Below are 13,934 nucleotides of genomic sequence, written 5' to 3' on the forward strand. Positions count from 1 at the left end.
CGGGGCAGCCGCCACGGCGGCGGCCGGCGGGCTGGGGCGATCCAGCCAGCGGCACAGGTCCACCATCCACATATTGCGGTCGGCCAGCGGCGCGCCGGGGTCGGCGCTGGACAGGATGACGTCCAGCTGCGGGCCGCCGTGCCGCGCGGCGCGCCACTTGCGCCAAAGGGATGTCAGCATGGGCGGGCCTCGCGATTCATTGGGCTTCGGGGTGTCGGCGCAAGGAGAACCCTTGCGCTTCATTCATGGCCTGGTAGCTGACATTGCGCGACACCACCGGCGGCTTGTCGCCGCCATGCAGGGCCCGCACTTCGTCCAGCACCATCTTGTCAGCCAGCGTCATGCGGTCGATCATGCGCAGGTACTGCATCCAGCTTTCCACCAGGAACACTTCGCGCCACACGCCTTCGCGCTCCAGGTCGCGAAACAGCTGCCACTGCTGCGCGCCGTTGCGCAGGCGCAGCAAGCGCAAGGGGGGCGCGGCGGCAATCAGCGCGCGCAGTTTTTCGTGATTGATCTGGTATTCCACCGCAACCAGCACGGCGCCATGCTGCGTGTTGAAGCCGGCGGCGGCCATGGCGGGCTCGGCGTTGTCCACGCGGGCGAGCGACTGCGTGTCCAGCTGTTCGGGCAAGCGCGAGCGGTACAGCAGCGCCACGGTGATGCCCAGCATGATGCCCGCCGTGGTCAGCGCGCCGGACACGCCCATGGTGCCCGCGAAGTGGCCCCACATGAACGAACCCGCCGCCAGCCCGCCAAAGATCGCGGTCTGGTAAAGCGCCAGGGATCGCGCCTTGACCCAGTCGGGCACCAACATCTGCACCGTGGTGTTGTAGGTGGCCAGCACGCCGATCCAGCAGCTGCCCGAGACCAGCAGCGCCGGAAACGCCACCCACAGCGTGTGGGTCAGGCCCAGCGCCGCCAGGCACACGGCCAGCAACGCGGCGGCCACGGTGACCAAGCCGCCCGCGCCCCAGGCGGCCTGCACGCGCCGCACCACGGCGCTGCCCAGGATGGCGCCCACGCCCAGCGCGCCCAGCATGTAGCCGTAAAGCAGCGCGCTGCCGTCCTCATGTTCATGCGCCAGCAGCGGCAGCAAGGCCCACAACGCGCTGGCGGACAAGCCAAATGCAAACGAGCGCAACATCACCACGCGCGTCACGGTCGAGTGCTGGGTGTAGCGCAGCGCCGCCACGACGCCTTCCAGCAAACCTTCGGGGGGCAGACGGCGTTCGGGCAGATCGCGCCGCCAGCGCCAGATCGCCCAGACCAGCGCGCCGTAGCAAACACAGTTCAGCAAGAACACCCAAGGTGCGCCCATGGCGCCCAGCAGCAGGCCTCCAATGGCCGGCCCGACCGCGCGCGCCACGTTGTAGTTCACGCTATTGAGCAGCACGGCGCTGCCGACGTGTTCGCGTGGCACCTGTTCGCCCACTGCCGCCTGCCAGGCGGGCGTCACGATGGCGCTGCCGATGGCAATGCAGAACACCGAGGCGATCAGCGTGACGGGGTGCAGCAGCCCGGCAAACGCCAGGATGGTGATGAAGACGCCGCCCGCCAGTTCCATCAGCATGCCGGTCAGCATGACCTTGCGGCGGTCGTAGTTGTCGGCCAGCACGCCGGTCAGGATGGACAGCGCCACCAACGGAAACGCGGCGGCGACCTGAATCATGGCGACCATCAACGGGCTGCTTTGCTCGGTGGTGATGATCCAGGCGGCCGCCACGGATTGCGCCCACGTGCCCAGGTTGGCGAACAGGTTCGCAATCCAGATGACGCGGAACGCGGGAAAGGCGAAGGGGGAAAGCGTGCTGACCGTCAGGGGCGCGGCAGGCACCGCGGGCGCGTTCGGCGGCAGGTCGGCGGAGGGCGAGACGGGTTGGAGCATAGGGGCTCGGGGGCGCGTCTGGGTCCGCCCGGAAGGGCGGGCGTTGCTCGGTTGCTCGGGTGATCAATGGTACGCCTGAATCGGGGCCGCTGTGCAAGAGCGCCAGGCGGTGGATAACACTGTGGGTAAACCGGTGGATTGGCGGTGGACAGCCGGGGGATAAGCGGTGGACAACGCGGGATAACTTTGCGAGGCGGCCGGCGAATGGCGGCGTTGTAGGGCGCATTGCGACACGGGATGACAGCGCCGTGAAGAGCGCGGTGGTGTGACCATGGCGCCGAGATAACTTTTAGTGACGCATGAAAGGCAGCTGTTTCCGGGTTTTCCCGGGGATATCGAGTACGCTGCCCGGGGTCCGGTTGCCGGCCCTCTTTTCTTGAGTTTCGGGCTGCTTGCTTGCCGCCGGGGCTGGCTTCTGCCTGCTACCGGCTATCTGCTGCCCGTGTGTACTGCCCGGTGTCTGCTATGCGCTTTGTACTGCGGGCTTTGTACTGCGTACTGTTGGCTGCGTGCCTGTGCTTGTTACTAGCTTCTAACTGCTTCCTCTCCCATGACCCTGACTTTCAACGGGCGCGCGTTCGCCGCCCTGCTTGCCGTTACCGCGCTGCTGGCGCTGATCGCCTTGTATGGCGCGCCGTACCCGTTCCTGCGCGGGTTCCTGGGCGACGTGATTGCGGTGGGCTGGGCCTACCTGGTGTACCGCACGTTCATCCGCGCGCAGGTCTTGCCATTGGCGATTGCGGCGCTGCTGACGGGGTATGCGGTGGAATTTGGCCAATACCTGGCGCGGCTGTACGGCTGGCAGTTGCAGCAGCCGGTCTTGCGGGTGGTGCTGGGCAGCGTGCCCGACTGGTGGGACGTGCTGGCCTATACCGTGGGATTCGTCGTGGTGTTGTTGTTGGCGGGCGCCAACCAGCGCCGCCAACACGCCGCGTCGCTACAGGACGCGCGCCTGCGTGCAAGCTTGCGCGCCCGCCGCTAGGCGGACGCCGGCGCACCGGCCCGGGGCTGGCGCCCCGGCGGGATGACCGACCACTTCAGCAGCGTTCGCCCCGGCAAATCGCAAGCCCTGCCATGCCGGCCGGGGCTGCCAAGACCATCACCCTGCTTGATACATCGGCTCGTCGTCGTTACGACGGGCCGCGGGTGCTGCCGGGCGCAGCGGTTGCAGGCGGGCGTTGCGGAAAGGCGCGAACAGTTCGGCCCAGGATTTGGGCAGCAGCGGCGTGGCGTGGCGCACCGCATCGCGGCGGGCGTAATGCGCCAGCAGCTGCTGGCCGATGGGAGCGTCTCCAAGAGGATGGCGGGTATTCATGGTATTTCCGTATTGCATTGAAAGTGTATTCATTGTACTAGCGCCGCCCCGCATCGTCCAGTTCGCCCGCCGCGCCTGTTGTGCGTCTTCAACTCGTTGATATCAAAGGTTCTGCCCCTTTTTTCACGGCTTTTCTCCGGGATTGCCCTAGCAGTCCGAAACAGTAGACGGTATACAATGTTCTTCATGCCCGGGCTAAACCAGCCTGGAATCCTCCCACTGGACTGGAGCGCGTCATGGCAGAACTGATGAACCGAGATGAATTCCGTACCGCGTTGGAAAACGCGATCAAGGGCAAGAGCGCCAACGCGTCGCCCTTTTCCATTGCCTGGGCCGAAGGCAAGCTCAGCCGCGAGCACCTGTCTCGCTGGGCCGAGAACCACTATCACTATGTCGGCCCGTTCGCGGATTACCTGGGATATCTCTACGCCCGTACGCCAGATACGTACACCGAGGCCAAGGACTTCCTGCTGGCCAATATGTACGAAGAGGAAATCGGCGGCGATCGCCATACCGATCTGCTGATCCGCTTTGCCGAAGCCTGCGGCACGACGCGCGAACGCGTCACCAATCCGGACAACATGTCGCCCACCACGCGGGCACTGCAAAGCTGGTGTTATGCCGTGGCCATGCGTGAAGACCCCATCGTGGCCGTTGCCGGGCTGGTGGTGGGCCTGGAATCCCAGGTGCCGTCCATCTATCGCAAGCAGACGCCGACGCTGCGTGAAAAGTACGGCTTTACCGATGAAGAAGTGGAATTCTTCGACCTGCACATCGTGTCGGACGAGATTCACGGTGAACGCGGTTATCAGATCGTGCTGGAACACGCCAACACGGTCGAGCTACAGCAGCGCTGCCTGAAAATCTGCGAAATCGGCGCCCAGATGCGCCTGCTGTACACCACGGCGCTGTACACCGACTACGTGCAGCACGAGATCAAGCTGCCCGAACTCGGTCTGGCCGCCTGATTCACCCCCGGCGTTTATCGGGGCGGCGCCGCATCGGTGGCGCGCCCCGCCCACCGCTCCAGGACGACAGACTCATGCCTACCGTGGTATTTCATAAAGGCGGCCAGACCTACACCGATGTGGTCAAGGACAACACCAACCTGGTGGTGCGGGCCGGCATCAAGCAGTTTCCGTATCCGCATCTGCGCTACGAATGCGGCATGGGCAAGTGCGCCAAGTGCGCGTGCCGGGTGCTGGCTGGCGCCGAGCATCTGCCCGCGGTGAACTGGAAAGAAAAGAAGCAGCTGGGCGATCGCATCGAGCAAGGCTACCGGCTGGCGTGCCAGCTGTGGCTGAACCACGATGTTGAACTGGTCCAGGACGCGGAGGCATAAGCCGATGGACGCTGCCTGCTACGTGATCCTGACGACCAAGCCCGGCGTGTTCCACACCGACGTGGGCGCCGACGTCGACATCGTCGAAACCTACGACTACGTTTTCTACGGGCGCACGCTTGCGGTGTTTCGCATTGCCCGGTTGCACGGCGAGACGCGCCTGGTGGTGACCGAAGATACGCCGCCTTACGTGGTCAACCGCGTGCCGTCCAAGTTCCTGGAAAAATTCGCGTCTGTCGAGGCCGCCCGCAAGGAACTTGCGCACCTGACGCGCTTCGGCAGCATGGAATCCACCTTGACGCTGCGCCCCGCCGCCGCTGTCGCAGAGCATTGACACCCATGGTTCAGATCACATTTCTATCGAATGGCGGCAAGATTGCCACCGCGCCCGAGAACAGCAACTTGCTGCGCGTGTCGCTCAAGGAAAAGGGCGGCATCCCGTTCAAGTGCGGGGGCGGCTTGTGCGGCACCTGCAAGTGCCGGATCGAAGAGGGGCTGGAAAACACCGACGCGGTCAAGCCGAAAGAGCGCAAGCACCTGCGTCCCGAGGACTTTGAAGCCGGCTACCGCATGGCCTGCCAGACGTTCGTGAACGGCGACGTGAAGGTGTCGTGGGTGGTGCAGAACGGCAAGGGTGTGGTGGTGGGCGTCGGGGCCGATCCGGTCGACGCGCCGGTGCCGTCCGCCTGAAGCTAAGGGGTAATGCGCGTCGCAGCATCGGCTGCGACCGCACATTGTCCGGGACCGGGCGTTTCCAAGTCGGCAAAAAAAACCGCAACGCCGCGTTGATTCGCCGCGCCGGGTCAATCCGCCGCGTCGTGGTGCTGCTGCTGTTGCTGCGTTTCCGTGTACGCCTTGGCGGCGTTGTGCACGTGCTGGCTGGCCAGCAAGGCGGCCAGGTCGCCGTTGCCGGCAATCACGGCATTCAGAATCTGCGAATGCTCGTCCCAGTTGGCCTTGGCGCGGTGCATGTTGCTGGGGGCGAACAGCAGCGCCGTGCGATCCCGCAGCGACCGCATCAAATCCGTCAGCACCACATTGCCGCCGATGGTGGCCAGCATTTCATGAAACTGGGAATTCAGCGCCAGGAACTTGTCCAGCTGTTCACTGCGCGCGGCCTCGGTGCCTTCGCGCAGAAAGGCCTGCAAGCGTTCCACCGTCTTGGCATCGCGCCGCTGCGCCGCCAGCTTGGCATTGAGCCCTTCCAGGGTGGCGCGCACTTCAACCATGTCATACGCCACCGCATCCGACAGCACCGATACCGAAGCACCGCGACGCGGCTCGATGGTGACCAGCCCTTCGGCGGCCAAGGCGCGCAACGCTTCACGCACCGGTATGCGCGACACGCCCATCTCTTCGGATAAGCGGCCTTCAACCAGGCGGTCTCCGGGGGTGAATTCCCCGCTGAGAATGCGTTCGCGCAGCTTGTCGCGGATGACGGCGAACAACTGAGGATGCTGCTCGCCGATCTTCAGCGGAGCGGAAGACTGCGTTTCAGCGGCTTGCGGGCTGACAGGCGAAGTGGTCATGGCGAGCATGTGTGGATTAATGGATACAGTCTCCATTGTATTACCGGGTGTAGCAAGGTGCCGTGGCAAAAAGCGCGCATCAGTTGCCCCAAAACGCTTTGACCAGCACACCCACCGCGCCCAGCGCGCATGCCGCAAGCAGAACGACGCGCACGGCGTGGGGCGGCAACAGCGTGCGCAACCGGTTGGAGACCGCAAAACCGGCCAGCAGGAAGGGCGCCAGGCTCAGTGCCAGGCCGATGTGATAGCCGGTGTACCGCTTGGCCAGCGCCAGCATGGCAAGCGAAAAGATCGACCCCAGGAACAGCACCACGCCCAGCGTGGCGCGTAAGCGGGGCGGCGCCGTGTGTTGTAGCACGATGGCGATGGGCGGGGCCCCTACCGAGGTCATCGTGCCCATGATGCCGGAGGCCACGCCGGCCCCGGACACGCGGCCCGGCGTGGCGGTAAAGCGCAGCCCCGCCGCGCTTAGCCCCACCGCGATCAGGATCATGCCGGCGAACAGCACGCCCAACGTCTGCGGCGCGAAGCGCGCCATGGCGTAGATGGCGATCAAGGTGCCCACCGCACGGCCAACCAGCGCATACGACACCGACGACCAATCGATGGAAGCCCGTTCGCGCAGCGCCGTCAGCAGCGAGATGAAGCCGCCCAGCGTCAGCAGCGGGCCGGGGGCCAGCTGCGGGAAGAACATCGCCGCCACGGGGGCGGCAAACATGGCGAAGCCGATGCCGCCCACGCCCTGGGCCACCGCCGCGCCGAACACCACGACGGCCATTGCGGCGTACTGCCAAAGATCGGGGTAGGGCAAGGTCGCTGGCATGGGCTACAGCCTTTTATGTATACGATAGTCAGAGAGGCAATTTTGTCACGCCCGCTGCGTTGGATAAAACCACGGGTATTCCCTTGTTTTTACGCCGTTATTCATCCATTTTTCAGAATTATCGGTTTCCCTAGGCGCTGCATATTTCGATTGGTATGGCTTACAACGAAATATAGTATACCGACTGTGGCGATCCAACAGCCACGTCACAAGGGGAATCACGCATGCAAGCGGACGTTGTGCTCACAGCTGCTCACTGGATGTACCTGATCAGCGTGGCCGCCATCATCCTGACGATGATTTTGCGGGCCAATGTGGTGGTGCCATCGGTGATCGGCACCTTTCTGGTGGTGCTGGCCATCACCGGCAATCCGATCAGTGCGCTGATCGGAATCTTCTCGGCCAGCTTCGTGGCCGCCAAGGAGTTGTTCAACATCTTTCTGGTCATCACGTTCATGACCGCCCTGCTCAATTCCCTGAAGACGCTGCAGGCGGACGTGCGGATGGTGCAGCCGTTCCGGCGCATCATGCGGGGCGGGCATTCGTCGTTCATCATCATCGCCCTCTGTACGTATGTGATCTCGCTGTTCTTCTGGCCGACGCCCGCGGTGCCGCTGGTGTCCGCCATCCTGCTGCCCGCCGCCATCGCGGCCGGCCTGCCGCCGCTTGCCGGCGCCATGGCCATCGCCATCGCCGGGCAGGGCATGGCACTGTCGTCCGATTATGTGATTGGCGTGGCGCCCAGCATCAGTGCCAAGGCGGCGGGCGCGGCCGTCAGCGCGGCCGTGGTGGCCGACCGGGCGCTGGTGCTGTCGCTGATTACCGGCGCCGTTGCGCTGGTGACGGCCTACCTGTTGATTCGCAAGCACATCGTGCCCGCCAACGCGGCGTTGCTGGACGCCTGGCAGGCCCGCGCGCAAGACGGCAGCCTGGCGCGGATCGAACAGTCCGGCTCGTTCGACAAGGCTGAACTGGCACGCGGCACCATGGGCGCCGACCCGGCGTTGCCGCAAGGCCCCGTCGTCAACGACGAGGAACGCCGCCGCGTGCGCTGGTCCAAGACCTTTGCCGTGGTGACGCCGCTGGCCTTTCTGGCCGTGATCGCGGTGATGGTATTGCCCCGCCTGTTCCCGACGCTGCCCGCCCTGCGCGGCGGCGATGCGGCGGCGCTGGTAGGGGGCGTCGCCTTCGTGGTGATGATGCTGGTTACGCTGGCCGCGGAAGGGCCGCGCAAGATGCTGGACGTGTGCCCGGAGCACGTGACGGACGGCTTTGTCTTCGCCTTCAAGGCCATGGGATCGGTGCTGCCGATTGCCGGCTTCTTCTTCATCGGCGCCAACGAAACGGCGGCGCAGATTCTGGGCGTGCCGCAGGCGCAGGCTCCCGGGTTGCTGTTCGAAGTGATTTCGGCGGGCCAGCACCTGATTCCCGAAAACCATTTCCTGGTGGCGTTCGGCGTGTTGCTGGTGGGCATGATCACCGGCATCGACGGCTCCGGCTTTGCCGGCCTGCCGCTGACGGGCACCTTGTCCGGCGCGCTGGGACCCGTGGTGGGCGTGGACCCGGCCACGCTGGCGGCGGTTGGCCAGATGGGCGCCGTCTGGACGGGCGGCGGCACCTTGATCGCGTGGTCGTCATTGATTGCCGTGGCCGGATTCGCCCGAGTCAACGTGCTGTCGCTAGTGCGGGCGTTGTTGCTGCCGGTCCTGCTGGCGCTGTTTGTCTCGACGATCTGCGCGGTATTGATCTGGAGCTGACGCCGCCGGGCGGGTTGATGCCGAAAAGGGGCTCGCGGGCCCCTTTTTCGTGCCCGGGCCTTGGGGTTATCACGGATCGTCGGCAAGTGATTAAAGTATACAATGTTCACAGCTACCCGATTGCCCCGCTGAGCCAATAAGCCCAAGGTTCATTGGGCCACTCGGACCACCCCGTACCGGTAAAGGAAGCGCTTCCGTGGACGATCTTTCGCAGCAGACATTCATGAACCATATCGGCGGCGCCTGGGTGCCCAGCACCGGCGGGCGTACGGCGCCGAATATCAACCCGGCCGACACCCGCGATATCGTGGGCAACTTTCCCGTGTCGGATGCCGACGATGCACGGCGCGCGGTGCAAGCTGCCGACGACGCCTTCGCCGCCTGGCGCGACACGCCGATCTCCAAGCGCGCCGCCATTCTGTTTCGCGCCGCGCAGTATCTGGAAGACCACGCCGATGCCTTTGCCCGCGAGCTGACCCGCGAAGAGGGCAAGGGGCTGAACCTGGCCAAGGACGAAGTGCTGCGTTCGGCGCAGACGATCCGTTTCTATGCGGTCGAGGGGCAAAGCTTCACCGGCGAAACCTTTGTCAATGACGATCCCGACATGGTTGTCTACAGCCAGCGCGAGCCCCTGGGCGTGGCGGCGGTCATTTCGCCGTGGAACTTCCCGATTTCCATTCCCGCCCGCAAGATCGCGCCCGCGCTGATCGCCGGCAATACCGTCGTCTTCAAACCGTCTTCCGACGCGCCGTTGTCGGGCTACCGCCTGACAGAAGCGTTCGTGCAAGCCGGCTTGCCCCCAGGTGTGCTGAACCTGGTGATCGGGCCGGCGGCGGCCGTGGGCGCGGCCATCACCAGCGCGCCGGCCGTACGCGCCATCTCGTTCACCGGTTCGACGGCCGCGGGCGAACAGATCCACCGCAGCGCGGGGCTGACCACGCGCACGCAGATGGAACTGGGCGGCAAGAACCCGTTGATCGTGCTGGCCGACGCCGACCTGGATCGCGCCGTGGACCTGGCGGTCAAGGGCGGCTTTTCGCTAAGCGGCCAGGCTTGCACGGGCACCAGCCGCGTGCTGGTCGATGCGAAGGTGCGGCAGGCGTTCACCGACAAGCTGGTGGCGCGCATTCAGGCGCTGACCATCGGCAACGGCCTGAAAGGCAATTTCGACCTGGGTCCCTTGGCCACCCGCAAGCAGCTGGACAACGTGTTGGGCTACGTGGCGATCGGCAAAGAAGAAGCCACGCACCTGTGCGGCGGCGACGTGCTTGCCGGCCCCGAGTTTGACCACGGCTATTACGTCACGCCCGCGCTGTTTACCGATGTCACGCAGCAGATGCGCATCGCCCGCGAAGAGATCTTCGGGCCCGTTATCGCGCTGATCGAAGTCGACGGGTACGAGGACGCCATCGCCAAGGCCAACGACACCGAGTACGGCCTGTCCGCCGCTATCGCCACCACGGACGCGCGCTACGCGCACCGCTTCGCGCGCGACATCCAGGCGGGCACCGTCAAGATCAACCGCACCACCACCGGCAACCTGATCAATGCCCCCTTCGGGGGGCTGAAGCACTCCAGCACATCCACATTCCGCGAATCGGGCCGCGTGGGCCTGGAGTTCTACACGCAGATCAAAACCGTCTACCGCGCCGGCTGAACGCGCGGCACACACTGAATAGGCTACGAACATGAAACAGATCTACCGCCTGGAACTGGAAGAAGCGCGCCTGATGGTGCGCGCGGCCATCGCCAAATCCGAAGCGATCGGTGTGCTGGAATCCATCTGCATCGTGGATGACGGCGGCTATCCCATTGCGCTGGAACGCATGGACGGCGCCCGCATCACCGGTCCGCAGATCGCCTGGAACAAGGCCTTTACCGCCGCGGGCCACAAGCGTTCAACGCATCTTTTCAATACACCGCCCAACGGCCCCGCGCTGCCCGGCAACGAAGCGTTCGGCATCCAATGGAGCTTTGACGGCAAGTTCGCCGTGTTCGTGGGCGGCTTCCCGATCGTGGTCAACGACGAGGTGATCGGCGGCGTGGGTCTTAGCGGCGGCAATGGCGAACAGGACACGCAGGCGGGCCTGGCGGCGTTGACGGCGCTGGCCGAACTGCTGGAGCCGCGTGGCATGAAAGTGCTGGTGCAGGCCGACATCAAGAAATAAAGCGAGGCTGGCGATGGCATACCGCGTGCACATTCTTCAAACCGGCGAAGCCTTCGTCGCCGGCCCCGACGAATCCCTGTTGGAAGCGGCCGAGCGCGCGGCGGTGAAGCTGCCGCACGAATGCACCTTCGGCGGCTGCGGTACCTGCCGCATCAAACTGGAATCGGGCGCGGTGGGCTATGAAGAATTTCCGATGGCGTTGACGCCGGAAGAAGCGGCCGAAGGCTACGCGCTGGCATGCCAGGCGCGCGCGCAAAGCGATCTTTGCATCAGCGTGGCCAGCAGCCGGCAGGTGTTTCCCGAGCCGCGCCGGATGTCGGCCACCGTGCACGGCATCCACGCCTACACGGACGACATCCTGCACCTGACGCTGGCGCTGCCCGATGGCCCGCTGGACTATGTGCCCGGCCAGTACATGAACGTGCTGCTACCCGACGGCGAAACGCGCAGCTTTTCGATGGCATCGGCGGCGTCGGGGCGCGCGCAGGTGGACTTCCATGTGCGCCGCATTCCTGGCGGGCGCTATACCGACCAATGGCTGGGCCAGGCGCAAGCGGGCGCTGCGTTGACGATCGAGGCCCCGCTGGGCGTTTTCAGTTACCACGAGGAAGACTGGCGCCCGTTGATCATGGTTGCGACGGGCACGGGCATCGCGCCAATCAGGGCCATCCTGGAATCCTTGCTGGACAAGGAAGACTGCCCGCCCGTCACCTTGTATTGGGGCATGCGCACCGAAGCCGACCTGTACCTGCAGGACGAGATTGCAGGCTGGGCGGGACGCTTGTACGAATTCACTTTCGTGCCGGTGTTGTCACGCGCGGACGCAAGCTGGCAAGGCCGGCGCGGCCATGTGCAGCACGCCGTCCTGCAAGACCACGACGACCTGTCCGAACACGCCATCTACCTGTGCGGCGCACCGGCGATGGTGCAGGACGCCAAGCACCTGTTCGCCGGGCGCGGCGCCAGCCTGGACCATATCTACGCCGACAGCTTCACCTTCCAGCACGCGCTGGAACCGGCGGCGTGACGCCCGGCCCCGCCCCCACCCGCGGCCACCTACCGAAATACCAGCACCGGCAAGCGCGTCTTGGCCAGCACGCGCTGCGTTTCGCTGCCCAGCAGAAAGCCCGTCATGCCGTGCCGCCCGTGCGAACCCATGATGATCAGGTCACAGCCCTGCGTCTTGGCGGTTTCCACGATGGCCTCGTGCGGATGGTCGTTGACCATCACGACGACGTTGCACGGCACCAGCGCGTGTCGGGCCTCCATCTCAAGCCCTTCCAGGTAGCCTTCCGCGTTCTTGCGGGCCTGATCGGTATGGTGCGCCTGCGTGGTGCCCAGCATCTCGGCCTGGTAGACCAGCAGATGGTCTTCGGGAATGGCGCGAATGAGCGTGATGGTGGCGCCCATTTCCTTGGCGAAGACAAGGGCGCGCTTGAATGCCGATTCGGATAGCAGGGAGCCATCCACGGCGATGAGCAAATGCCTGTACATGTTGCCTCTCCTTTAGGAAAAGGAATGTCGAGCAACGGCGAAATCAGTATAGGCCTGCTGATCCGCGCTATCCAGTCCCGCGAAAGGAGGATGCGAAGGAGACGTTACGCGCGCGCGTCCCCCCGGCATAACGTCATGCCGACTAAGTATTTTTCCGCATCCGGACAGGGTGAAAGAATGCCGCTTCGCCTTTCACCTTTTAGCCTCAGGCCGGGACCCTTCATGACCATTCAATCCATCAACGCCCGCAACCAGTTTCGCGGCAAGATCAAAGAGATCATCCTGGGGCCGGTCGTGTCCGAGGTTGACGTGGACACCCCCGCCGGCATCGTCACGTCGGTGATCACCACGCGTTCCGTGAAGGAACTGGACCTGCAGGTGGGCACCGAGGTGTTGGCATTCGTCAAGGCGACCGAGGTGTCCGTCGCCAAGCTGTGAACGGCCTGCACCGGATCGGCCGTACTGATCGGCCGTACTGAAAAATATTCCCTTGCCCCGGCGTTAGGCATATATTGTCATCGCGATATCCGGCAGTTCCCTCGTGGCTTTGAGCTTCATGCGTTGCCTCACGGAGAACGGTTCATGCGTCGACTGCAAGGGTGGTTCATTGGCTGGTTGTGCCTGGGGCTGGCGGTTTGCCTGCCCGCGGCGGCGCAAACCCAGCTGGACAAGGGGCAGCTGGATCAGTTGATGGCGCCGGTGGCGCTGTACCCTGATTCCTTGCTGTCGCAAATTCTCATGGGGGCCACGTACCCCGACGACATCGCCGAAGCAGCGAAATGGTCGGCGGCCCATACCTCGGAATCGGGTGACCAGGCGGTCAAGGCCGTCGAGGCCGAGCCCTGGGATCCCAGCGTCAAATCGCTGGTGGCGTTCCCGTCCGTGATGGACATGATGGGGCGCCAGCCGGATTGGGTGAAATCCGTGGGCGATGCCTTCCTGGCGCAGCCCGACGCGGTGATGGATTCCGTGCAGCGCTTGCGTACGCAGGCGCAAAAGGCCGGCAACCTGAAAAGCACGCCACAGCAAACCGTCACCTCCAGCACCACCAACGACAAGACCGTGGTGGTGATCCAGCCCACCGATCCGCAGGTCGTCTACGTGCCCAGCTACAACCCCAGCGTGGTGTACGGGGCTTGGGCCTATCCCACATATCCACCGTATTACTACCCGCCGCCGCCGGGGTCCGTGTTTGGGACGGCGCTGGTGTCGGGCATCGGCTTCGGCCTGGGGGTGGCGGCCGTCAACTCCATGTGGGGCGGGTTTGACTGGGGACACAACGATGTCGATATCGATGTGAACCGGTACAACAACATCAATGTGAACCAGCGCATCGACAACGCCCGCAACAACAACGTGTCGTGGAAGCACAACCCTGAAAATCGCGGCAACGCGCCCTACGCCGATTCGGCCAGCCGGCAGCGGTTTGACAGTCAGCGCCAGGCGGGTTTGCAAAACCGTCAGTCGGGGCAACGGGTGGGCCAAGGTCAGGCGCAGGGCGCGCGCGCGGCGGGCGCCGGCGGGGGCGCCGCGGTGAATTCTCGCGATGCCGCGCGTGACCGCGCGGCGCAATCGTTCCAGGGGCGCACGGGGCAACCCATCGCGGGCCACAACGAGG

At 64.8% G+C, this 13,934-nt stretch carries 17 protein-coding genes; 11 read left to right on the plus strand and 6 right to left on the minus strand.

Annotation, left to right across the window (positions count from 1 at the left end):
- Both ACNPP0_RS26600 and ACNPP0_RS26605 read right to left on the minus strand, forming a co-directional pair.
- Positions 1 to 180, minus strand: a 180-nt coding sequence (locus ACNPP0_RS26600) for a hypothetical protein (RefSeq protein WP_448707484.1), incomplete at its 3' end; no start/stop codon positions are given.
- Between the two features lie 16 nt (positions 181 to 196).
- Entirely contained in the window at positions 197 to 1,888 is a 1,692-nt protein-coding gene (locus tag ACNPP0_RS26605) for an MFS transporter (protein WP_448707486.1), read from the minus strand.
- Positions 1,889 to 2,438: 550 nt separating this feature from the next.
- Between ACNPP0_RS26605 and ACNPP0_RS26610 the strand changes: the two genes are divergently transcribed.
- Positions 2,439 to 2,870, plus strand: coding sequence for a ribosomal maturation YjgA family protein (locus ACNPP0_RS26610; protein WP_104144852.1), 432 nt, complete (start codon positions 2,439 to 2,441; stop codon positions 2,868 to 2,870).
- 117 nt (positions 2,871 to 2,987) lie between these two features.
- Here ACNPP0_RS26610 and ACNPP0_RS26615 read toward each other — a convergent pair whose 3' ends face one another.
- On the minus strand, positions 2,988 to 3,203 hold the full coding sequence (locus tag ACNPP0_RS26615; RefSeq protein WP_052946040.1) for a hypothetical protein: 216 nt from the start codon (positions 3,201 to 3,203) through the stop codon (positions 2,988 to 2,990).
- A gap of 236 nt (positions 3,204 to 3,439) precedes the next feature.
- Here ACNPP0_RS26615 and ACNPP0_RS26620 point away from each other — a divergent pair, with 236 nt between their 5' ends.
- The 4 genes from ACNPP0_RS26620 to ACNPP0_RS26635 all read left to right on the plus strand — a co-directional run bounded on the left by ACNPP0_RS26620 (position 3,440) and on the right by ACNPP0_RS26635 (position 5,235).
- On the plus strand, positions 3,440 to 4,171 hold the full coding sequence (locus ACNPP0_RS26620; RefSeq protein ID WP_006226804.1) for an iron-containing redox enzyme family protein: 732 nt from the start codon (positions 3,440 to 3,442) through the stop codon (positions 4,169 to 4,171).
- Between the two features lie 74 nt (positions 4,172 to 4,245).
- The gene (locus ACNPP0_RS26625; protein WP_332612564.1) at positions 4,246 to 4,545 is read left to right on the plus strand and encodes a 2Fe-2S iron-sulfur cluster-binding protein; all 300 of its coding nucleotides are present in this window, start codon (positions 4,246 to 4,248) and stop codon (positions 4,543 to 4,545) included.
- 4 nt (positions 4,546 to 4,549) lie between these two features.
- Positions 4,550 to 4,879, plus strand: a complete 330-nt coding sequence (locus ACNPP0_RS26630) for a ferredoxin (protein WP_448707487.1) — start codon at positions 4,550 to 4,552, stop codon at positions 4,877 to 4,879.
- Positions 4,876 to 5,235: a 2Fe-2S iron-sulfur cluster-binding protein gene (locus ACNPP0_RS26635; protein WP_332612561.1), complete on the plus strand. Its 360-nt coding sequence runs from the start codon at positions 4,876 to 4,878 to the stop codon at positions 5,233 to 5,235. The genes ACNPP0_RS26630 and ACNPP0_RS26635 overlap by 4 nt, the downstream gene beginning before the upstream one ends.
- Before the next feature lie 113 nt (positions 5,236 to 5,348).
- On the opposite strand, the gene ACNPP0_RS26640 is transcribed toward ACNPP0_RS26635, so the two are convergent.
- Both ACNPP0_RS26640 and ACNPP0_RS26645 read right to left on the minus strand, forming a co-directional pair.
- Positions 5,349 to 6,074: a GntR family transcriptional regulator gene (locus tag ACNPP0_RS26640; RefSeq protein WP_332612560.1), complete on the minus strand. Its 726-nt coding sequence runs from the start codon at positions 6,072 to 6,074 to the stop codon at positions 5,349 to 5,351.
- A 79-nt stretch (positions 6,075 to 6,153) separates the two neighbouring features.
- The gene (locus ACNPP0_RS26645; RefSeq protein ID WP_448707488.1) at positions 6,154 to 6,897 is read right to left on the minus strand and encodes a sulfite exporter TauE/SafE family protein; all 744 of its coding nucleotides are present in this window, start codon (positions 6,895 to 6,897) and stop codon (positions 6,154 to 6,156) included.
- A 224-nt stretch (positions 6,898 to 7,121) separates the two neighbouring features.
- Here ACNPP0_RS26645 and ACNPP0_RS26650 point away from each other — a divergent pair, with 224 nt between their 5' ends.
- From ACNPP0_RS26650 to ACNPP0_RS26665, 4 genes are all read left to right on the plus strand, one after another.
- Positions 7,122 to 8,654 carry a hypothetical protein gene (locus tag ACNPP0_RS26650; protein ID WP_332612557.1) on the plus strand — a complete coding sequence of 511 codons (1,533 nt, stop codon included), beginning with the start codon at positions 7,122 to 7,124 and terminating at the stop codon, positions 8,652 to 8,654.
- Between the two features lie 223 nt (positions 8,655 to 8,877).
- The gene (locus ACNPP0_RS26655) at positions 8,878 to 10,311 is read left to right on the plus strand and encodes an aldehyde dehydrogenase family protein (RefSeq protein WP_442880385.1); all 1,434 of its coding nucleotides are present in this window, start codon (positions 8,878 to 8,880) and stop codon (positions 10,309 to 10,311) included.
- Positions 10,312 to 10,342: 31 nt separating this feature from the next.
- Positions 10,343 to 10,822, plus strand: a complete 480-nt coding sequence (locus ACNPP0_RS26660; RefSeq protein WP_104144846.1) for a GlcG/HbpS family heme-binding protein — start codon at positions 10,343 to 10,345, stop codon at positions 10,820 to 10,822.
- A 13-nt stretch (positions 10,823 to 10,835) separates the two neighbouring features.
- Complete coding sequence (locus tag ACNPP0_RS26665) at positions 10,836 to 11,849, plus strand: 2Fe-2S iron-sulfur cluster-binding protein (protein WP_332612555.1); 1,014 nt, start codon at positions 10,836 to 10,838, stop codon at positions 11,847 to 11,849.
- 29 nt (positions 11,850 to 11,878) lie between these two features.
- On the opposite strand, the gene ACNPP0_RS26670 is transcribed toward ACNPP0_RS26665, so the two are convergent.
- Positions 11,879 to 12,316, minus strand: a complete 438-nt coding sequence (locus ACNPP0_RS26670) for a universal stress protein (protein ID WP_046805591.1) — start codon at positions 12,314 to 12,316, stop codon at positions 11,879 to 11,881.
- Between the two features lie 222 nt (positions 12,317 to 12,538).
- Here ACNPP0_RS26670 and ACNPP0_RS26675 point away from each other — a divergent pair, with 222 nt between their 5' ends.
- Both ACNPP0_RS26675 and ACNPP0_RS26680 read left to right on the plus strand, forming a co-directional pair.
- Positions 12,539 to 12,754, plus strand: coding sequence for a TOBE domain-containing protein (locus ACNPP0_RS26675; protein ID WP_046805592.1), 216 nt, complete (start codon positions 12,539 to 12,541; stop codon positions 12,752 to 12,754).
- Between the two features lie 144 nt (positions 12,755 to 12,898).
- Positions 12,899 to 13,934: DUF3300 domain-containing protein (locus ACNPP0_RS26680; RefSeq protein ID WP_448707489.1), on the plus strand; the 1,036-nt coding region annotated here is incomplete at its 3' end.

This window comes from Achromobacter semiaridum (assembly GCF_053543755.1).